Here is a 19857-nt window from a genome sequence, read left to right on the forward strand (position 1 = left end):
TTAATCCAACCAGATCAGGCTGGCCATCCGCCCCGTCTCCCCGTCGCGCCGGTAGGAGTAAAAGCGCTCCGGCTGGCTGTGGGTGCAGGCCTGGTTGCCGGTGATCTGGGTGACGCCGCAGTCTTGCAGGCGGCGGCGGGCCAGGCGGTGCAGATCGGCCAGCCAGCGGCCCTGGGGGGAGGGGGCGAAGGCAGTGTCTGCGCTCGGGTCGTGATCGATGAAGGCCTGGCGTACCTCGGGGCCCACCTCGAAGGCCTGGGGGCCGATGCAGGGCCCCAGCCAGGCGATCACGTCCATGGGCGGGCAATCGAAGGCCTCCACGGTGGACTCCAGCACCCCGGCCACCAGGCCGCGCCAGCCGGCGTGGGCGGCGGCCACCTGCTGGCCCGAACGGTCACAGAACAGCACCGGCAGGCAGTCAGCGGTGAGTACGACGCAGGCCAGGCCGGGGGTGCGAGTGATGGAGGCATCCGCCTTGGGGGGCTCATCAGGGTCCACATGATGAGCTTCCACCACCTGGATACCATGCACCTGGTGGAGCCAGGCCGGCTCGTCAGGCAGGTTCAGGATCTCTCGCAATCGACGGCGATTCTCCATCACCGCATCCGGATCATCACCGTTGCCCAGCCCCAGGTTCAGGCTGTCATGGGGCGTGCGACTCACCCCGCCTGCCCGGGTGGTCACGGCGGCGCGCACCCCCTCCGGGGCCGACCATTGGGGCAGAATGAGTTCAGGAGCGCTCAAAGGAAATCCTCGTCCACACAAACCTGGACCGCATGGGGCAGGGAAATGTTCATGGCGCTCATGGGCCGAGCCTGGTCAGCATGGAAAAATGTGACAAGATTGCCTGGTTGAGCCTGCGGGGTGGGCGCCCAGAAACAACAAAGCCCGGGCGATGCCGGGCCAAGTCGCTGAAATATGGTGGCCAGGGACGGAATCGAACCGCCGACACGGGGATTTTCAATCCCCTGCTCTACCAACTGAGCTACCTGGCCTGATCTGAGCGCTGCTGGGCGGGGGGCGCTGCAGCGAAGGTGCGTATTAAAGCCGGACTGACCGCATTCGTCAAGCCCATACCGGCTTGAAGTGATTTAATTCGAAGCAACCAGCCCTATTTGCTGGGGTCCACGTAACCTTCCGGCATGGTGGCGCCGTCACCAAAGAAGAATTTTTCCATCTCCTCCTCCAGGAACTGACGCGCCTTGGGGTCGATGGGGGTCAGGCGATACTCGTTGATGAGCATGGTCTGGTGACCCATCCACTTCTGCCAGGCCTGCTTGGAAACGTTCTCGAAGATCCGCTTGCCCAGTTCACCGGGATAGGGGGGGAAGTCCAGGCCTTCGGCCTCTTCACCCAGCATTACGCATTTCACCATGCGAGCCATTGGTCTCTCCGTCTTCTTGCGTGATTTGTTTCAGCAGCCGGGCCACTGGCGCTGCCAGTCCCAGCCCTGCCTGAGCCGTGTCTTTATACCAGACGCGGCCGGCACCTTCCATCACGCCCGCGGCAGGGTCTTGTACCCACATCCGCAGCGGGGTGATGTGTAGGCGAAAGTGGGTGAAGGTGTGCACGAAGGGCTCCATGGCATGACATTCCTGGGGATCCACCCCCAGCCGTGCCTGGCACCATGCCGCCGCATCATCCGTTGAAGCCACTTCCGGAAAACCCCACAGACCACCCCATAGCCCGGTGGGCGGGCGCTGTTCCAGCAGGATGCCTTCCGGGCCCTGGATGATCAGCATGCACACCTGACGCAGGGGTTGCTCGCGACGGGGCCTGGGGGTGGGCAGGCAAGATTGCAGCCCTTGGGCACGAGCCAGGCAATCGGTGGCAACCGGACAGGCATCGCAGCGGGGCCGGCTTCGGGTGCACACGGTGGCCCCCAGATCCATGATGGCCTGGGTGTAGTCTGCCACTCGCTGGGCGGGTGTAAGGTTTTCCGCCAGCATCCATAGGTGCTTTTGAACCGCGGCCTCGCCGGTCCAGCCCTGCACGGCCTGATGGCGCGCCAGCACCCGCTTGACGTTGCCATCCAGGATCGCCTCGTGCTGCCCCCGGGACAGGGCCAGGATGGCTGCCGCCGTGGAGCGTCCGATACCCGGCAGGGCCTCCAGCGCCGGGCGCTCACGGGGGAACTGACCCTGGTGCTGCTCCACCAGTTGCTGCGCTGCCCTGTGCAGATTGCGGCCCCGGGCGTAGTAGCCCAGCCCCGACCAGTAATGCAGCACTTCATCCTGCGTGGCCGAAGCCAGGGCGTGCACTTCCGGGAACCGGGCCATGAAACGCTGGAAGTACGGGATGACCGTCCCCACCTGGGTCTGCTGGAGCATGATCTCCGACACCCAGACCCGGTAGGGGGTCACTTGCTTTTGCCAGGGCAGGTCGTGGCGACCGTACTGGTCATACCAGTCCAGCAGGCGCGCCGCGAAATCCCCCGAGGTCTCAGCGCAACCGGTCAAGCAGACGGTCACCCAACTCCTCCTGGATCCGGCTGCCCTCTTCCCGCAGGCGCTCGCGCTGTTCCTCGATGACCGGGTCCACCCGCTCGCGGACCCGCTCCTCGGCCTCTTCCCGCACGCGGCTCTCAAGCACCGAGCGCAGATCCAGGCCGAAACGCGGCTCGGCGAAGCTGCCACGAATCGTGATGGGCAGATTCACGTTGCGCAGATCCGACAGGTCCCGGCCACCCTGACCTTTCAGGGTGCCCACCAGGCTGGTGTCCAGACGGTAATCCAGCTGTTCCCGGTTCAGGTCCACCTCGCCTCGACCACGAATCCGCAGCAGCGGCGAGGCGGCCCGCAGATCGTCATTCTTCACCACGCCGTTGTTGATGTTGAAGCTGCCCGTGATCTCGGTGAAGTCGGTCTGACGCGGCTCGTCGGTCTCCTCGGGGGAACGCCCGCGCACGCGCGCCTCGGCATCGCGGATGACCTGGGCCACGTTGATGCCCTTGACCGCGCCATCGGCGACTCGCATCTGCCCGTTGCCATTGAGACCATTGATCAGGGCCTTCACCGAGTTGCCGCGGCTGGTGACATCAAAACTCACATCCGCGCCGCCGGTGACCATGGCATCACCGGTTAGATCCTCCAGCAGGCCGCCAAAACGGATGCCTTCAAGGGATTGGCGGGCCTGAATGCGCGGGGTGTCCTGGCGCACATCCAGTCCAAGGCGACCATCCAGCTGGCCCTCGTAAAGGCTTGCCTGAACCGACTCCACGTCCAGTTGGCCATCGCGGGCCCGCAGCTTCAGGTTCACGTCCTGCATGCGCAGGCCGGCCACCGTCAGGTTGCCCACGCGCAGATCGCCGGCCACCTTCAGTTCCCGCAGCATGTCCACGGGCAGTTCCAGGGGCTCCTCGGGCCAGCCGTCCCGTGCGGGGGTGTCGCCGTTGGCATCACCATTGCCGTTGGCCTCGGCGGCTGGCGGCAGGTAATGATCCAGGTTGATACGATCCAGCTGCATGGATACGTTCACATCGGGGTTGGCCAGATCCTTCACCGTGGCCTGCCCGCTGAGGGTGCTTTGATCCAGGGTGACGATCAACTGGGTCACTTTCAGCTCATCCCCCTGCATTTCAAAGGCCATATCCATCGCCGCCCGTCGGAGCACATCCGGATTGGCCGTCTCGGGTGGCTCCATGGCCAGCTCTTCCATCAGACCACGGGGACTGAACTGACCGCTGCGCAATTCACCATGGACACGGGGGTCGCCGCTCAGCCCGGCCACTTCCACAAGACCGGTGAACTGGGTGTCGAAGGCGTTGATGGTCATGCGCTCCACCTTGGCCAGGTCATTGAGCAGATCAGCCATCAGATCCGCCTCCACCCGAACCGTGATGGGCGCAGGCAGCGCCTCTCCCGTGGCCTCCACCTGGGCCACCATGCGGCGCAGGGCGTAGCGCTGGTTGGCCACATCCAGGAAAACGAGCCCTTGCAGTTCCACGGCCGTATCCAGGTCATCCATGAGCGCCCGTAGGGAGAGGTCCAGGCGGGTCTCCTGGGCCAGGCGCAGGCGACCCAATTCGAGATTGAAGGGGTCCACGCTCAGGCGGGTGCCCGTTTGATCATCGCGCCAGTTGAGCCGGGCATCGCGCACCTGAATCCCCGCGATATCCAGCCCCCGCAGGATCTCGGGGACCGTTTCCGGGTCGTCAGCGGGCCGGGTGACCGGTCGGGTTTCTTCCGAGGGCTCGGCGACCGCCTCTTCGTCGATCAGGTCATCCCAGTTGGTCCGACCCTCGGCGTCGCGGGCCAGGTTGAGTTCAAGCCCTTCAAGGCGCACCTGCTGCACCTGCAGTTCCCGGCGCAGCAGCGGCAGCAAGGCCACCGCCACGTCCACCTCGCCCACCCGGGCAAAGTGTTCTTCTTCAAAGCCTTCGGCGTTGGACAAGGTGGTCTCACCCAGCTCGAGCCCCAGACGCGGGAAGACGGAGAGGCCGATGTCGCCAGTGATCACCAGGGTACGCCCGGTCTGTTCCTCCACCACCGCGCTGATGCGGTCCTTGTAGTCGTTGGGGTCGACGGTGACCAGCAGAAAGCCCACCAGCACCACAAGCAGCACCAGCAGCGCGAAGATGGCCAACAGGCCGCGCTTGATCCATTTCATCGAGTGATTACCTCGTCGGTAGCCTATGCATCGTCGACCCACCTTGCGCGGGCATTCCGAGGGCCCGGCGAGTCGCCATTTTCGTCAGTGTACTAAGGCCCGGGGCCTGAAAGCCATGACAAGGCCACGGCAGGTGCCCGGCACACAGCGCGGATCTGGCTTTCCGGTAGAGGCGGTGAGTACAATCCATAGGTACTGGCCGCCTCACGCTGAAACCCCGCCCATGCCCGAGAAACCCGACCTGCGGCGCAAGCCCCACATCCTGTTCCTGGGCCACACCAACACGGCCCGCACCCTGGTGGCGGAGGCCTATGCCCGGCAACTGATGCCGGACCTGGTGGAGGCTCGCTCCGCCGGCCTGCAGGCGGGCAAGGTCCAGCCCCGCGCCCTGGCGGTGCTGCGCGAAGAGGAGCTGGAATCCCCGGCCCTGGAGGCCAAGGCCCTGGATCGGGACTTGCTGGAGTGGGCAGACATGGTCATCACCCTGTGCACCGACCCGGCCAAGCTGCCCCTGCCTGCCGCTGAGAGCTTTATCTGCAAGAACTGGCCCATGGACCCGCCCACCCGGTTTGCCGCAGACGGGGAAGATCTGGAGCCCTTCAGGCGCATGCGCGATGACGTGAAACGCCGCGTGCGCCTGCTGGCCAACTCCATGCGCTTGATGCAGCGCTGAGCTGCACTTGCCCGGGCTGTTACGCCCGCTGCCAGTCACCGGACTGGCCACCCGACTTGCTGACCAGGCCGATTCCTTCCATGACCATGCCCCGATCCACCGCCTTGCACATGTCGTAGATGGTGAGCAGGGCCACCTGCACGGCGGTGAGGGCCTCCATCTCCACACCGGTGGGGCCGGTGGTTTCGGCGGTCACGCAACAGTACACGGCGGGCGGCTCATCCACAGGCGCCAGATCCACCTGCACCCGGCTCAGGGCGATGGGGTGACACAGGGGGATCAGGTCGGCGGTCCGCTTGCTGGCCATGATGGCCGCCACCCGGGCGATGCCCAGCACATCTCCCTTCCTGTGGTCGCCCTGGCGGATTTTTTCCAGGGTGGATGCCTGAACGCGGATGCGCCCCTCGGCCACAGCCACGCGACGGGTAGGTGGCTTGTGCCCCACATCCACCATGTGGGCCTGGCCGGAGGCGTCGAAATGTGTGAGATCGTTCATGAGTGGCATCCTGATGGGTATGGCGCCCGGGATCAACGAATGTTTAAGCTGTGCTCAGAGACTGACCGGGATCCGCACGCCATGTCCATTACCGTTCGTTACTTTGCCAGCCTGAGGGAGCAGTTGGGTGCATCGGAGGCCTCGGTGTCCGCTGACGGGATTCGCTGCGTGGCGGATGTCTGGCAACGTGCCCAACCCGGCCGCGACCTGCCACCCCGGGTGCTGGCAGCCGTGAATCATGCCCATGCCTCACTGGAAGATACGGTGACGGACGGCGACGAGGTGGCCTTTTTCCCACCCGTGACGGGGGGTTGAGATGGCTGTGGTGCTGCACAGTGAACCACTGGAGCCCTTCAATCTGGTGAATGAGCATGAAGGTGGCCTGTCCCCGGGGAGTTTCGGGGCCTGCGCGCTGTTTGTGGGCACCATGCGGGATTTCAACGACGGGGATGCAGTGACAGCCATGACCCTGGAGCATTACCCGGGGATGACCGAGCGTGAGCTTGCGCTCATCGAGGATGAGGCCCGCACCCGATGGCCTGTTCAGGACTCCCTGATCGGTCATCGGGTGGGCCGGGTCGAACCGGGGCAGCCCATCGTGGTGGTGGCGGTGTGGTCGGCCCATCGTCAGGCGGCCTTTGATGCCTGCCGGTTTCTGATGGAGGCGCTCAAGGAGCGGGCCACATTCTGGAAGCAGGAGGAGCTGCAGGATGGGCGCCGGCGGTGGGTGTCGCCCTCACCCCAACCCCTCTCCCCGGAGGGGAGAGGGGCTTAGCCTGCCCCCCATCATCAAGCCCCATTCTCCCCTTGGGGAGGGGATGAGGGGCGCGGCGGGCACGGTGCCAGCGGTGGAGGCACCTGATCTGTTGCCGGTCAGCCATTCCCCGGCAGATGTTCCCTCGGGTTGAAAGGCATTTCCTTCTGCATGCGCTCATAGAACTCCCGGGCCTTGTCCGAGTCTGCCGGGGGCGTGACGATCTGCAGTATCAGGTACTGGTCGCCCGGCGGTGACCCGGGCATGCCGCGGCCCTTGAGGCGCAGCTTGCCCCCCGATCGGGAGCCGGCGGGCACCTTCATGTCCACCTGCCCCTCCAGGGTGGGCACGCTCACCGTGGCACCCAGCGCGGCCTCCCAGGGGGTGATGGGCAGGTCCAGATGGATGTCGCGGCCCTCCAGGCGAAAATGCCGATGCGGGCGGATGCGCACTTCCAGATACAGGTCGCCGGCATCGCCCCCACCCACACCCTGGGCACCCTGACCGGACAGGCGAATGCGTTTGCCCTCGGTGACCCCGGCAGGGATCTTCACCTGAAGGCTGCGCTCACCAATGCGAACCGGAACGGAGCCACCGCGAAAGGCCTGTTCCAGGTCCAGCTGGATGCGGGCGTTCTGGTCCTGGCCACGGCTGGCGAACCCCCGCTGGGTGCGATGCCCACGGGTGCGCCGGGCGCTGCCCCCGAACAGGGTCTCGAAAAAGTCGGAGAAGTCGCTCTCACTGAAACCTGCCTGAGGGCCGGCATCACGAAAGCCACCCGGCTGTGGGCCACCGGCACCGAACCAGGCATCCCAGTCCGGTGGTGGACGAAAGTCCTCACCCGAGCGCCAGTTGCTGCCCAACTGATCATAAGCCTTGCGCTTTTCCGCATCACCCAGGACCTCGTACGCTTCGTTCACTTCCTTGAAGCGGTCCTCGGCATTGGCCTCCTTGCTCACATCGGGATGGTATTTGCGCGCCAGCCGACGATAGGCCTTCTTGAGGTCGTCCTGGGAGGCGGATCGATCCACCCCCAGGACCTTGTAATAGTCTTTGTATTCCATAACCGCCTACGATACTCCAAAACAAGAGCGCCGCGTGATCACGCGGCGCAGGTTGCGTCCTGCCGAACGCCTTCCGAGTGGAGTCCGGGGTCATCCTTCCACGGTGATGCGCCGGGGCTGCACCTTTTCCTGCTTGGGAATGCGCACTTCCAGCACACCGTTGGCGCTGCGGGCGCTGATGCGCTCGGCGTCTGCCGTGTCGGGCAGGGAGAAGCGACGATAGAAGCTGCCGCGGATACGCTCCACGCGCTTGTACCCTTCGCGCTCTTCCGCGCTTTCGGCCTTGCGCTCACCGCGGATGGTCAGCACGCCGTTTTCCATATGGACTTCAATGTCCTTGGGGTCCACGCCGGGCACGTCCGCGTGCAGCACATAGGCGTCCTTCTCCTCCCGGATATCCACCGCCGGCACCCAGTCGCTGGTGGCCGCAGCCTCTTCGCCACCGGCCATGGCCGGGTTCAGGCGATCCAGTTCCCGGGACAGCTGGTTCAGCAGGCTCCAGGGTTCATAACGGGTCGTCAACATGGCTATCACCTCCACTTGTCTCGTTAGTCAAGGCAACTTCGCCTTTCGCTATCCGATATAGGGGCCGTGGAGAGGATTTCAAGGGGGATTTGTCACCGTTCATCCGGTGCTCATGCGCTCCAGTGACTGCAGCCGGAATTGGTCATCCACCGTCAGGCGAAACCGCCCGCGCACCCCGTCATGGGTCACGTGCGGGCGCAGCGCCGAGGCCGGAAACCGAACCGTGCGACCCTCCTGTGACCAGGCCACCACGGAGGCCGCCGACCCGGAGTAGTAGCGCAGGAATTCGTCGCGGGGGATGTCCAGTCGGAAGTGATAGCGGTGCACCGGGGCCTATTCCAGGTTCTGAATCTGCTCGCGCATCTGTTCGATGAGCACCTTGAGTTCCACGGCGGCCTGGGTGGTTTCCATGTCGTTGGACTTGGAACTCAGGGTGTTGGCCTCGCGGTTGAGTTCCTGCATGAGAAAATCCAGGCGCCGCCCCACCGGCTCGCGGCGCTCCAGGACCGCCTGGATCTCCTTCACATGGCCCTCCAGGCGATCCAGTTCCTCGGCCACGTCCAGCTTCTGGGCCTGCAGGGCCAGTTCCTGCTCCAGCCTGCCGGGCTCAAGGTCGGTGCCCAGTTCCTGAATGCGACTGCGAACCCGTTCGCGCAGGGCCTCCACCACCTGGGGTCGCCGTGCGCGCACCCGGGCCACCTGCTCGGTAATGGCCTTGCAACGGGCCTGAAGCAGTTCCTTGATGTGCGCCCCCTCACGACCGCGATTGTCCACCAGGGTGTTCAGAGCCTCATCCAGCAGCTCCAGGGCGGCGGTCATCACGGGTTGCAGATCCTGCTCGGGCTCGATCACCACGCCCGGCCAGCGCAGGATGTCCATCGCCGTCATGCGTGCCGCGTTCATCATCCAGTGCTCGACACGCACCACGGTGCTGATCATTTCCTTGGCCAGCTCCTCGTTGAGTTCGATGGTGTCCTGGTCAGCGCTGCCCCGGCGAAAGCGCAGGTTGCACTCCACCTTGCCCCGCCCCAGCCGGGCCTGGATGCGCTCGCGCACCTTGCCCTCCAGACCACGGAGTTCCTCGGGCAGCCGCGGCGAGATCTCAAGGTAACGGTGGTTGACGCTGCGCAGCTCCCAGACAAGCGAACCGTACTCGCCCGAAGATTCGCATCGCGCGAAGCCGGTCATGCTGAATAACATGGGATCTCCCGATATGTGGATTGACCAGCAGATTGTAGCGGTTCGGTCGGATACCGACAGGCCTGGGTGCATCAGCGGGCCACGGCGCGTTCCGCTGGCGCCTGCCAGCCCTCCTGCGTCACGTATTGGACCACCTGATGGGGATCGATCCCATGGCTGCCGGGCTCGAGGACCGAACGTATGGCGGGGGCGGAGGAACCCGCCTCCCAGGCCGTGCTCGCCAGATTGAGGAGGCTCGGGGTGTGCATGGGGCTGTGTTCCGCATCCAGCAGCAGCATCACCGTGGGCCTGAGGCGATGGCGGGCATTGAAGCCCACCACCACCCCTACCTCACCGGAGGTGAGTTCCACCAGACTGCCCACCGGATAGATGCCCACGCAGCGGATGAAGGCCTCCACCAGTTCGGTATCCAGTTCCTCGCCACGCATGCGAAAGATGATGTTCAGAGCATCCTGCGGGGTCATTCCATCGTGGTAAACCCGTTTACTACTGATGGCGTCGTAGACATCCGCCACCGCCACCAGGCGGGCATGGGGCGGAATGGCGTCACCCTTGTGGCCGTTGGGGTAGCCTGCGCCATTGATGCGCTCGTGATGACACAGGGCCGTCTGCAACGCCTGTTCGGGGAGATCCTTGTTGCGCTTGAGCAGGGCGTAGCCGAGCACGGGATGGGCCTTCATCTGCTCGAACTCTTCGGCGGTCAGCCGACGCGGGCAGTTGAGGATCTCCAGCGGCACGCGCAGCTTGCCGATATCGTGCAATAACGCGCCCAGACCCAGAACCTCCAGTTCGTCACGGCCCATTCCCAGAAAGCGCCCGAAGCTCAGCGACAGGATGCAGACATTGATGCTGTGCAATGAGGTGTATCGGTCACGTTCGCGCAGGTGGGTGAGCCACAACAGGGCATTGGGACTTTCCACCACCTGCTCGGCCAGATGGCTCACAACCCGACGCACCTGCCCGGTGTTTACCGAACGGCCCAGGCGGGCATCTTCCAGAACCTCGGTGATGTAATGCTGTGCATCCCGCCACACTGAACGGGCACGATCCATCTGTGCGCCGATTTCGGCGAGTGCTTCTGGCGGCGGCGCGTCGCACTCCACCTTGCGAACACGGTCAATGGCGGACCGGGTCCGGCGCCGGGTGCCCGGGATGGGCTGGAGCAGTTCATCCGGGGTCTTGTCCCGGTCCACGGCAACGATGGTGCAGTTTTCCTTGAGGTAGCGGATCTGCTCATCCGTTTCCACCCAGAAGCCTTGCAGGGGAAACGGCGTACCCTGCCAGGGGCGATCCAGTTCGCAGACGTACATCCCCGTCCTGACGGACGTCGCGGCAAGCTCCTGCTTGATCACTGCCATCTCAACATCTCACCGGCGTGGCGCATGATTGTGCAGTATCTCACACTCTCCGGCCATCGCGGCACGATCAATCTCAACGGACCGCCGCCCCAGACCCGGCCCGGGAGACCCTGTCATGTGGGCGGTGCTGCCGACAGTATGCGGTTTCTCAGGGTGACATGGAATTCGAGATGGTGATCCCGTGGGGGCACCCCCTGAGCACCACCGCTTTGAAGCACCAACCCCACCCGCACGGCCAGTGTGTCCTGCGCATCAGGCAGGGGCTGCACCATCAACCCGGACCCGGGCCGAAAGCCCCGCAGCAGTTCGTGATTGTGCTGCGAGCCATGGCGACAACGCAGGGCGTCGCCCTGGATGAAATAGGTCACCGTGTGCACACCCGGTGGCGCGCCGCACCAGTCGATGGTGCGATCCCGGACCACCGCCAATTCACCATTGGCGTGACTCACGTGCTCGGCACCGCGTATATCCCGGGCCAGATAGTCCACGGCAAAGGCCATGGTTTCCTGGAGCTGCCCGAACCGCTGGGCCTCCCGATAGGCCACGTGGTTGGCGAGAAAGACCTGCACCACCCCGGCCATCAAAATCAGGCCGATCACCATGGCGACCATCAGCTCGACCAGGGAAAAACCCCGCGCCGGATACTGTGGCCCCACTTCAACAGGAGCCGCACTCATGGCAGCGATACCGCTGGCGGTTGCAATGCATATTCGAACACCGGCCTGTCATCCGCGTCATCGAATCGCCCATCCACCCACCGGATGCGCACGGTGCAACCCGAGGCACCGCAGTCCAGCGCGCTATCGCCAGCCTCGGGCAGGCCGACGCGCTCCGGAGCATCCGGATCATGTTGCCAGTGGCCACGCCATGGCCCTTGCACGGATTCCGGGTCCGCCATACCCGTGGCCGCCGCCAGCCACAGACGCTCGCCGGCATCCATGGCCATGATGCTGGCCACGGTGCGCTGGTAGGCGGAATGGGCACTTTGCAGGGAGAACAGTTGCAGCCCGGCCAAGCCGAGCAGGCCTATGGAAAGCACCAGCAGCGCAACCAGGGCTTCGACGAGAGTGAAGCCCTGGAGATGACGGGGTGCTGAGGGGGGACGAGGAAGTCGGTTTGGCATGGGGGTCACCTCCTGTGACGATATCCGTTTCCTTGTGGGCCGAGCCGGGGTCGGGCAGGGGCAGACTAAGCCAACCGGGCAAGGGCATCAAGTCCTTGCAGCCGCCCCCCTCACCCCGACCCCTCTCCCCCAAGGGGCAAGGGGCTCAGTGAATCGGCCCCGAAGAGGCCGTTCTCATCAGGGGGCTGCGCCTTCGGGGCCCGTCAGGCCGTTACATTGATGTTGTTGCCCAGATTGGCAGGCAGGACCTGAGAACCGGGATCGGGCAGTGCATCCACCAGATCGGCGGCGACCTGTGCCTGGACATCAATGGCCTTCTTGGTGACGGCCGTGCCCACGTCAAGGGCAGTTTGCTGCTGGCTCAACTGAGTGGCCAGATTGGCAATGGCGTTGGCGTCCATGGGGATCTCCGAAACATCGCATGCGTGAATGTGAAGCCGTTTTCAGAGGGCTCGAGAAGGGTAGCGGCAGACCTGAAGCCGACTTGAGGGCACCGGACAGAAATCTTTCTCACCACCCGCCCTCAGGGCACCATGGCTGCCGCCCCCCGGCGCCGACGCCACCAGCGACCCACCAGGCCGTGGCGGGGCGCTGCCAGCAGGGCCACGGCGAACAGCGCGGTAGCCACCAGCACGATGGCACCGCCTGAGGCCACATCGAACAGGAAGGAAAGATACAACCCCAGCACCGCCGACAATATCCCGGTGCCCACCGACAACAACATCATGGTGGTCAGTCGGTCGGTGAGCAGATGAGCCGTGGCCCCCGGTGTGATGAGCATGGCCACCACCAGGATGATGCCCACCGTCTCCAGGCTGGCGACGATGGTGAGAGTAAGCAACAGGATCAGCCCGTAATGCACCACGCTCGTATTGAACCCGAGGGCCTGGGCCTGCATGGGGTCGAAGGTGTAAAGCACCAGGGATCGATAGAAGACCCATACCGCCACCAGGGCCACCACGCCGGAGAACAGGGTGAGCATCAGCGCCGGATATTGAACACCCAGGACATTCCCGAAAAGGATATGCATCAGGTGGGTATTGGTGGCGATCTTGCCGATGATCACCACCCCCAGGGCGAAGGCGAAGGTGAACATCAGGCCCATGGCCGCATCGGACTTGATGCGTGTGTGCCGCTCCAGTGCGCCAATGCCCAGGGCCGAGACGGCGCCGGCCAGGAAGGCGCCAATGAAGAAGGGCCAGCCCAGCAGATAGGCGATGGCCACACCGGGCAGCACGGCGTGGGAAATGGCATCGCCCAAAAGCGACCAGCGCTTGAGCACCACGAAGCAGGACAGCAGGCCGCAGATGGCGCCCACCAGGATGGAGGTGAGCAGGGCCCGCTGCATGAAGGCGTAGTCGAAGGGTGCCGAGAGGGCCTCGGGAAACAGGCCCACGATCAGCATCAAACCGGCGATCAATACGTCGATCAGGGCCATGCCCAGGGATTCGAACCATGCCATCACGATGCCTCCACCAAGGGTTCATGATCCCGCACCCATCCCGCCGCCGCAGTTCGGGCCAGCATCTCATCCACCAGCATGCGCTCGGGAGCCCCCATACCCACCACCTGACGATTGAGCAGCAGCACCTTGTCGGCGTAGCGGCGGGCGCTGTCCATGTCGTGGGTGACCATGATCACGGTGCGCCCGGAACGGCGCTCGCCATCCAGCACCTTCATGATGAGGCGCTCGCTGGCGGTATCCACCCCGGCCAGGGGCTCGTCCAGTAGCAACACCCTGGCCTCCTGGGCCAGAGCCCGGGCCAACAGCACCCGCTTTTTCTGACCGCCCGAGAGCGCGCCGATGGGCCGGTCGGCATAATCCTGCATGTCGACGGCCTTGAGGGCCTGACGTACCACCGCCCAGTGCAGGGGGTCGCACCAGCGGGGCGGCACGATGCGCCTCCAGAAGGCATCGCCACGCATGTGGCCATAGCGACCCGTGAGCACCGTATCCCTGACGGAGATGGGAAAGTCCCATTCCACCGCCTCCTGCTGGGCCATGTAGGCCATCACCCCGGCACGGCGCTGGGCGGACGGCTCCTGCCCGAGCACCTGCACCTGCCCACGCTGCGCCTTCATCACCCCCAGCAGGATACGAAAAAGGGTCGACTTGCCAGCACCATTGGGGCCGATGATGGCTGTCCATTCACCGGCTGGCAGGTCGATGTGCACATCCTCCAGCACCGCTTGTCCATCGTAGGCCGCGTACACATGCCGGACTTCCACCGCGGGCAGCGACTGGTGTACCACTTCACTCATCCTGACGACCTCCAAGGTGTTCCCTGAGCAGCATCATGTTATGGCGCATCATGGCGAAATAATCCTCAGCGCCGCTACCGGGCTGCCCGAGGGAATCCACGTACAGGGGGCCGGCCACGGTCACGCCGGTGTCCTCGGCCACGCTGCGCACATGGCGATCCGAAATGGTGCTCTCCCAGAAGACGGCCCCGGGCGCCTGCTCACGCACCAGATCCACGATACGCATGATCTGCCGCGGGGAGCCCTCGGTCTCCGCGTTGGTGCCCCAAACGCCATCATGGCGCAGGCCATATGCGTGGGCGAAGTATACGAATGCTGCCTCGCTGGTGATCAGCAGGCGCTGCTCTTCGGGAATGGGGGAAAGCGCCTCAAGGATCTCCTCGTGGAGGACCTCAAGCTCGGACTCCAGGGCCCGGGCACGGGTGGCAAAGGCCTCAGCACGGGCGGGGTGAATGTCCCCCAGGGCCCGGGCAATGGCATGGCCGTAGGCAGCGGCCTTGCGAGGATCCATCCAGAGATGAGGATCGGGATCCCCTTCGAAATCACCGGTCACGATGGGATGGGTTTCCACCCCAGCCTGCTCGGCCACGGCCACCAGCGGCACGTCGCGCCGCGTCGTGGCGCGCACCTGCCCCATCCACTGTTCCAGCATGTAACCGTTGTAGAGCACCAGATCGGCTCGCTCCAGGGCCTTGAAGTTATCGGGCGTGAGCTCCCAGTCATGCACCTCTGCACCCACCGGGGTGAGCACCCTCACCTGGGCGTCGCCACCGGCCACCCTCTCCACCAGGTCTCCCAGGACCGAAAAGGTGGTCACCACGCGCGGGGGCTCGTGGGCGGCAAGCGGCACCGCCACCAGAGACAACACAAACAACATGACCACGCGAAGGCTTTTCATGACATTATCACCTTAAATGAGAATTAATCTTAATCTAATGCTAGCCCGGAATCCTGAAAATTTCCAGCCCCGGGAGTCGAGAAACGCAGGGCGTCTCGGGTGGGGTTGCCTCAGGAGCGCCAATGATCCACTCTCTTGATGGGAATTCATGACCCGCACGAGCGCCGGACGAGTCAAAAGCCGCACAGACGGCCCGTCACCGGCGCCCGATCCAAAACCTGTTCAGGAGGTGGAAACATGTCAGAAGAACTCGCAGGCCAGACCGTGGCCTCCCTGCAGCTGGGCGTACCCTTCATGGTGACCCTGTATGTGATCATCGGCATCATCATTGCCGCCCAGATCATCGTGGTGACCTTCCAGAAGTAAGCATCCCGAGCACCCGGCCCGCTGGTGGGCCGGGTGACCGCACGCCATGAAACCACCCAGACGCACCCCATCGCCGGAAAAATCCAACATCGTCCTGATCGGACCCATGGGGGCCGGCAAATCCACCGTGGGTCGACACCTGGCCAGCCACCTGCACCTGCCCTTCGTGGACAGCGATCGGGAGATCGAACGCCGCATGGGCGTGGACATCCCCACCATCTTTGAGTACGAGGGCGAGGATGGCTTTCGCCAGCGTGAAGCAGCGGTGATCGCCGACCTGTGCAGCCGCGAGGGCATCGTCCTGGCCACCGGTGGGGGCGTCGTGATGCGCCCGGAAAATCGGGAATGCCTGAAACGCTGTGGCCTGGTGGTGTATCTGCGCACCTCCGTGTCGGTACAACTGCGGCGCACCGCCCGGGATCGCAACCGCCCGCTGCTTCAGACGGAAAATCCCCGTGCCCGGCTGGAGGAGCTGCTCAGGATTCGCGACCCGCTGTACCGGGAGATCGCCCACCTGGTGGTGGACACCGACCGGGAACACCTGCGCGGCACAGTGCGCACCGTGGCCCGGCGCTTCAGAGGTAGGCTCCCCAAGCCGGACAAGGCCCGCTCCTGGACGCCCGTTTCCGCCCCGGAGTAGTGCCTCCGCGGTGGCTTTCACGGTGCCCACCTTAGTATCATCCCGGCATGGACACCCTCACCGTTGATCTTGCCGAACGCAGCTACCCGATCCACATCGGCCGGGGGCTATTGAAAGAGTCGGGGCACTTCCAGGCCCTGCTGAAGGGACGTCGTGCGGTCATCGTGACCAACGAGACCGTCGCCCCCCTCTACCTGGACACCCTCAAGCAGACCCTGGCGGCCGTGCACGACGGCCCGGTGGAGGCCCTGATACTGCCCGATGGCGAGCAGTACAAGAACGTCGACACCCTCAACCGCATCTACACCTTCCTGCTGGAGCGACGCCTGGACCGTAGCGCCATGCTCATCGCCCTGGGAGGCGGCGTGATCGGAGATATCACCGGCTTTGCCGCCGCCACCTACCTGCGCGGCGTGGACTTCATTCAGGTGCCCACCACCCTGCTCTCCCAGGTGGACTCCTCCGTGGGCGGCAAGACCGGCGTGAATCATGCGCTGGGCAAGAACATGATCGGCGCCTTCCATCAGCCCCGGCTGGTGGTCATCGACACGGATACCCTCAACACCCTGCCCGACCGGGAACTCAGCGCCGGCCTGGCCGAGGTGATCAAGTACGGCCTGATCGACGATGCAGACTTCTTCGTCTGGCTGGAGGAACACCTGCCACGCCTGCTGGCCCGGGAACCCGAAGCCCTGGCCTGGGCCATCCACCGCTCCTGCGCCGACAAGGCCCGGGTGGTGGCTCAGGATGAGCGGGAGTCCGGACGCCGTGCGCTGCTGAACCTGGGTCACACCTTCGGCCATGCCATCGAAAACGGCATGGGCTATGGCCAGTGGCTGCACGGCGAGGCAGTGGGCGCCGGCATGATCATGGCGGCCCACCTGTCCCGACAGATGGGCTGGATTGATGACGACGACCTCGACCGCACCACCCGCCTCATAGAGAAGGCGCGCCTGCCCGTGGCCCCGCCGGCGGGGCTGTCCACCGAGCGATTCAAACAGATCATGGCGGGCGACAAGAAGGTCCTTCAGGGCCAGTTGCGGCTGGTTCTGCTCAAGGGGATCGGCGCATCCGTGGTAACGGCAGACTTCGATCCCGGGGCCCTGGACAACACCCTGAACGCCCTGACTCGCCCATGAACAGCGCACCGGCTGCCCTCAACGATCCCGGCCATCTGGCCCCCTACGCGGCCCGGGATGCCCTGAGTCGGGGCCGCAGCCACCCGGAGGACGCCCCGGGCTACCGCAGCGAGTTCCAGCGGGATCGGGACCGCATCATCCACTCCACCGCCTTCCGGCGTCTGGAATACAAGACCCAGGTGTTCATCAACCACGAGGGGGACCTGTTCCGTACCCGCCTCACCCACAGCCTGGAAGTGGCGCAGATCGCCCGTGGCTGCGCCCGGGTGCTGCGCCTGAACGAGGACCTCACCGAGGCCATCGCCCTGGCTCATGACCTGGGCCACACCCCCTTCGGCCATGCCGGCCAGGACACCCTGAACGCCTGCATGGCCGATCACGGTGGCTTTGAGCACAACCTTCAGTCGCTGCGGGTGGTGGAGTCCCTGGAGGCCCATTACGCCGAGTTCGACGGCCTCAACCTCACCTTCGAGACCCGCGAGGGGATCCTCAAGCACTGCGACCCCAGGGTGGCCGCCACCCTGGGCGATGTGGGCCGGCGTTTCGTGGACGGGCACCAGCCCACCCTGGAGGCGCAACTGAACAACCTGGCCGACGAGATCGCCTACAATAACCACGATGTGGACGACGGCCTGCGATCGGGCCTGATCACCCTGGAACAGCTCATGGACGTGACCCTGTTTCGGGAGGCCTTCGAAGCGGTGCGGGCACGTTACGGGGAGCTGCCCGAAAAACGTGCCCGTCACGAGGTGATCCGGCGCATGATCAACCGTCTGGTCACCGACCTGGTGGAAAGCAGTCTGGCCCGCATCCACGAGGCGGCCCCGGATCACCCGGACGCGGTGCGCGCCCAGGGACGCCCGCTGATTTGCTTCAGCGCACAAATCCGCGAATACAACCTTGAACTTAAACGGTTTCTACGTCAGCATCTTTACCGGCATTATCGGGTGAACCGCATGACCATGAAGGCGGCCCGGGTGCTCAGGGAATTGTTTGCCGCCTACATGGCCGAGCCTGCCCTGCTGCCCCCGGAGCACGAGGACAAGGCACGACGCCTGTCCGCCCAGTCCGGTGACGCCGGTCGTGCCCGCGCCGTGGCGGATTACGTGGCCGGCATGACCGACCGTTTTGCCATTGCCGAACACGGCCGTCTGTTCGACCCGAACACACTTTCATGACATCCAGGGATCCCATGGCCAACGACACGCTGCCCGCCGACTGCCTCGACCAACTGGGGCTCAGGCAACAACCGTTCGCCTCCATTGCCGGCGAAGACTTCCTCTACTCCGACCCGGCCACCGACATGCCGGTGAACGTCACCCTTGAGCATCTGGAGAATGACCAGAACGTGGTCATCCTCAAGGGCGAACAGGGCTCCGGCAAGAGCACGCAACTGCTGCGGGTGCTGGCCCAGGGCCGGGAGAACATGGATTTTTGCGCCTTCAAGGCCCGATCCGGCATCAGCCTGGCCGCCGTGGAATACACCGTGCGCCAGTACTGGAAGGAGGCCGTACCCGCCGAGCAGGAGGGCACCGAACCCCTGGAACAGTTCCTCATCCGCCTGATCCGGAGCGGCATGCGCCCGGTGCTGGCCATCGACGATGCCCACCTGCTGGAACCGGACGTGCTGCGCCAGCTCATTCAGACCCGGCAGCGCATTCACGATCAGGTGGACCGCCGCTTCGGTCTGCTGCTGGTGGGCGAACCTGAGATCGAGGAACGGCTCACCGCGGTGGATGAAGGCCTGGACATCCCCGAGGCGCAGATGACGGTGCAGGTGCGCGCCCTCACCCGGGAACAGACCGGCGCCTATCTGAACCATCGTCTGCAGGCTGCTGGACTGGAAACGACCGATCTGCTGGACCGGGAGACCATCGAGGACATCCACCGGGACTCCGCCGGGCTACCGGGCCGCATCAACACCTGCGCCATGGAACGCCTGCGGGAAATCTGTGAGGGGGGAGCAGCCATGACACCAGGCACACATGGGGAACAAGCCACCGCTTCTGGCGGCAAGGCCTTTTGGCAGCAGCGCTGGTTTGCACCGGCCGTGGCGGGCGTCATCCTGGTGGGGGCGCTGGTCACCCTGCTGAGCCTGCTGGGCGGCCCCGACGATGAACCTCAGCCGGTCCGCAGCCAGCCTCTGGTATTGCCGGAGCAGCCGCCGCGCACCCCCGCCGCACCGGAAACCCCACCGGCCACCGCGCCCGAGCCCACGCCACCGCCCCGGGCCGAAGCCCCGGCCGAACCGGCACCCAGACCCGAGCCGGTGCCTCCACCGGCACCGGAACCGGAGCCCACGCCGGAACCGGCGCCTGAGCCCGCGCCGGAACCCGCACCAGAGCCCGCACCGGAGCCTGAGCCCGAACCGGAGCCGGCAGCCGAGCCCCAGCCGGAACCCACGGGTGACAAGCGCATCCGCGACGCCCAGTGGCTGCGCGACCAGGACCGCTCCCGCTACACCGTGCAGCTACTCGTGAGCAGCAGCGAGTCCGGGGTGCAAAACTTCGTGCAGGACGCCGACCTGCCGGGCGATGTGGCCTGGTTCCGCATGCGTCGTGATGGCCAGAACCTGTACGCCGTCGTCTTCGGCTCCTACCCCGGCGCCAGCGCGGCCCGTAGCGCCATCGCTGCCCTGCCCGCGGATATTCGACGCAATCAACCCTTCATCCGCAGCTTTGGTGCCGTGCAGGACGCCATGGCTGACTAACCCCTCTCTCCTGGCGGCCCCGTTTTCGGGGCCGCAGCAGC

At 65.1% G+C, this 19857-nt stretch carries 24 protein-coding genes and 1 tRNA gene; 8 read left to right on the plus strand and 17 right to left on the minus strand.

Going from position 1 to position 19857, the window contains the following annotated elements; genetic code table 11:
• From pgeF to LPW30_RS11940, 5 genes are all read right to left on the minus strand, one after another.
• Positions 1-744: a peptidoglycan editing factor PgeF gene (gene pgeF, locus LPW30_RS11920; RefSeq protein WP_239680959.1), complete on the minus strand. Its 744-nt coding sequence runs from the start codon at positions 742-744 to the stop codon at positions 1-3.
• A gap of 175 nt (positions 745-919) precedes the next feature.
• Positions 920-995 (minus strand) — tRNA-Phe (locus tag LPW30_RS11925).
• A 116-nt stretch (positions 996-1111) separates the two neighbouring features.
• Complete coding sequence (locus LPW30_RS11930) at positions 1112-1384, minus strand: oxidative damage protection protein (RefSeq protein WP_025282807.1); 273 nt, start codon at positions 1382-1384, stop codon at positions 1112-1114.
• Entirely contained in the window at positions 1350-2471 is a 1122-nt protein-coding gene (gene mutY, locus LPW30_RS11935) for an A/G-specific adenine glycosylase (RefSeq protein ID WP_239680960.1), read from the minus strand. Before mutY ends, LPW30_RS11930 begins: the two co-directional genes overlap by 35 nt.
• Positions 2443-4608, minus strand: a complete 2166-nt coding sequence (locus LPW30_RS11940; RefSeq protein ID WP_239680961.1) for an AsmA family protein — start codon at positions 4606-4608, stop codon at positions 2443-2445. The genes mutY and LPW30_RS11940 overlap by 29 nt, the downstream gene beginning before the upstream one ends.
• 223 nt (positions 4609-4831) lie before the next feature.
• Here LPW30_RS11940 and LPW30_RS11945 point away from each other — a divergent pair, with 223 nt between their 5' ends.
• Complete coding sequence (locus LPW30_RS11945) at positions 4832-5281, plus strand: arsenate-mycothiol transferase ArsC (protein WP_239680962.1); 450 nt, start codon at positions 4832-4834, stop codon at positions 5279-5281.
• A 19-nt stretch (positions 5282-5300) separates the two neighbouring features.
• Here LPW30_RS11945 and moaC read toward each other — a convergent pair whose 3' ends face one another.
• The gene (gene moaC, locus LPW30_RS11950; RefSeq protein ID WP_025282811.1) at positions 5301-5777 is read right to left on the minus strand and encodes a cyclic pyranopterin monophosphate synthase MoaC; all 477 of its coding nucleotides are present in this window, start codon (positions 5775-5777) and stop codon (positions 5301-5303) included.
• Positions 5778-5858: 81 nt separating this feature from the next.
• Between moaC and LPW30_RS11955 the strand changes: the two genes are divergently transcribed.
• Positions 5859-6092, plus strand: a complete 234-nt coding sequence (locus LPW30_RS11955; protein ID WP_025282812.1) for a MoaD/ThiS family protein — start codon at positions 5859-5861, stop codon at positions 6090-6092.
• Between the two features lies 1 nt (position 6093).
• On the plus strand, positions 6094-6552 hold the full coding sequence (locus LPW30_RS11960) for a molybdenum cofactor biosynthesis protein MoaE (protein WP_026623890.1): 459 nt from the start codon (positions 6094-6096) through the stop codon (positions 6550-6552).
• Positions 6553-6650: 98 nt separating this feature from the next.
• Here LPW30_RS11960 and LPW30_RS11965 read toward each other — a convergent pair whose 3' ends face one another.
• The 11 genes from LPW30_RS11965 to LPW30_RS12015 form a co-directional block, all read right to left on the minus strand.
• Entirely contained in the window at positions 6651-7595 is a 945-nt protein-coding gene (locus tag LPW30_RS11965) for a DnaJ C-terminal domain-containing protein (RefSeq protein ID WP_025281729.1), read from the minus strand.
• Between the two features lie 90 nt (positions 7596-7685).
• A complete protein-coding gene (locus LPW30_RS11970; protein WP_025281730.1) occupies positions 7686-8120 on the minus strand; it encodes an Hsp20/alpha crystallin family protein in 435 nt (144 codons plus the stop codon).
• A gap of 99 nt (positions 8121-8219) precedes the next feature.
• Positions 8220-8447: a DUF2835 domain-containing protein gene (locus LPW30_RS11975; protein WP_025281731.1), complete on the minus strand. Its 228-nt coding sequence runs from the start codon at positions 8445-8447 to the stop codon at positions 8220-8222.
• A 6-nt stretch (positions 8448-8453) separates the two neighbouring features.
• Positions 8454-9320, minus strand: coding sequence for a YicC/YloC family endoribonuclease (locus tag LPW30_RS11980; protein WP_025281732.1), 867 nt, complete (start codon positions 9318-9320; stop codon positions 8454-8456).
• A gap of 71 nt (positions 9321-9391) precedes the next feature.
• On the minus strand, positions 9392-10678 hold the full coding sequence (locus LPW30_RS11985; RefSeq protein WP_239680963.1) for an HD-GYP domain-containing protein: 1287 nt from the start codon (positions 10676-10678) through the stop codon (positions 9392-9394).
• Positions 10679-10791: 113 nt separating this feature from the next.
• The gene (locus LPW30_RS11990) at positions 10792-11355 is read right to left on the minus strand and encodes a PilW family protein (RefSeq protein ID WP_238625124.1); all 564 of its coding nucleotides are present in this window, start codon (positions 11353-11355) and stop codon (positions 10792-10794) included.
• Positions 11352-11801, minus strand: coding sequence for a type IV pilus modification protein PilV (gene pilV / locus LPW30_RS11995; RefSeq protein ID WP_025281734.1), 450 nt, complete (start codon positions 11799-11801; stop codon positions 11352-11354). Before pilV ends, LPW30_RS11990 begins: the two co-directional genes overlap by 4 nt.
• 203 nt (positions 11802-12004) lie before the next feature.
• Positions 12005-12202, minus strand: coding sequence for a YjfB family protein (locus LPW30_RS12000; RefSeq protein ID WP_025281735.1), 198 nt, complete (start codon positions 12200-12202; stop codon positions 12005-12007).
• A gap of 122 nt (positions 12203-12324) precedes the next feature.
• Positions 12325-13263, minus strand: coding sequence for a metal ABC transporter permease (locus LPW30_RS12005; protein ID WP_025281736.1), 939 nt, complete (start codon positions 13261-13263; stop codon positions 12325-12327).
• Entirely contained in the window at positions 13263-14063 is an 801-nt protein-coding gene (locus LPW30_RS12010) for a metal ABC transporter ATP-binding protein (protein WP_239680964.1), read from the minus strand. Before LPW30_RS12010 ends, LPW30_RS12005 begins: the two co-directional genes overlap by 1 nt.
• Complete coding sequence (locus LPW30_RS12015) at positions 14056-14961, minus strand: metal ABC transporter solute-binding protein, Zn/Mn family (RefSeq protein ID WP_239680965.1); 906 nt, start codon at positions 14959-14961, stop codon at positions 14056-14058. The genes LPW30_RS12010 and LPW30_RS12015 overlap by 8 nt, the downstream gene beginning before the upstream one ends.
• A gap of 237 nt (positions 14962-15198) precedes the next feature.
• Here LPW30_RS12015 and LPW30_RS16055 point away from each other — a divergent pair, with 237 nt between their 5' ends.
• From LPW30_RS16055 to LPW30_RS12035, 5 genes are read left to right on the plus strand one after another with little or no spacing between them, the layout of a single operon-like run.
• A complete protein-coding gene (locus LPW30_RS16055) occupies positions 15199-15327 on the plus strand; it encodes a hypothetical protein (protein WP_274520767.1) in 129 nt (42 codons plus the stop codon).
• A 46-nt stretch (positions 15328-15373) separates the two neighbouring features.
• Positions 15374-15967 (plus strand): shikimate kinase AroK, encoded by a 594-nt coding sequence (aroK, locus tag LPW30_RS12020; protein WP_239680966.1) that lies wholly within the window; start codon positions 15374-15376, stop codon positions 15965-15967.
• 47 nt (positions 15968-16014) lie between these two features.
• On the plus strand, positions 16015-17106 hold the full coding sequence (gene aroB, locus LPW30_RS12025; protein ID WP_239680967.1) for a 3-dehydroquinate synthase: 1092 nt from the start codon (positions 16015-16017) through the stop codon (positions 17104-17106).
• Positions 17103-18284 (plus strand): deoxyguanosinetriphosphate triphosphohydrolase, encoded by a 1182-nt coding sequence (locus LPW30_RS12030; RefSeq protein WP_239680968.1) that lies wholly within the window; start codon positions 17103-17105, stop codon positions 18282-18284. The genes aroB and LPW30_RS12030 overlap by 4 nt, the downstream gene beginning before the upstream one ends.
• Positions 18281-19816 (plus strand): AAA family ATPase, encoded by a 1536-nt coding sequence (locus LPW30_RS12035; protein ID WP_025281741.1) that lies wholly within the window; start codon positions 18281-18283, stop codon positions 19814-19816. Before LPW30_RS12030 ends, LPW30_RS12035 begins: the two co-directional genes overlap by 4 nt.
• The last annotated feature ends 41 nt before the right edge of the window (positions 19817-19857 follow it).

This window comes from Ectothiorhodospira variabilis (assembly GCF_022227625.1).
Taxonomy (GTDB): domain Bacteria; phylum Pseudomonadota; class Gammaproteobacteria; order Ectothiorhodospirales; family Ectothiorhodospiraceae; genus Ectothiorhodospira; species Ectothiorhodospira haloalkaliphila.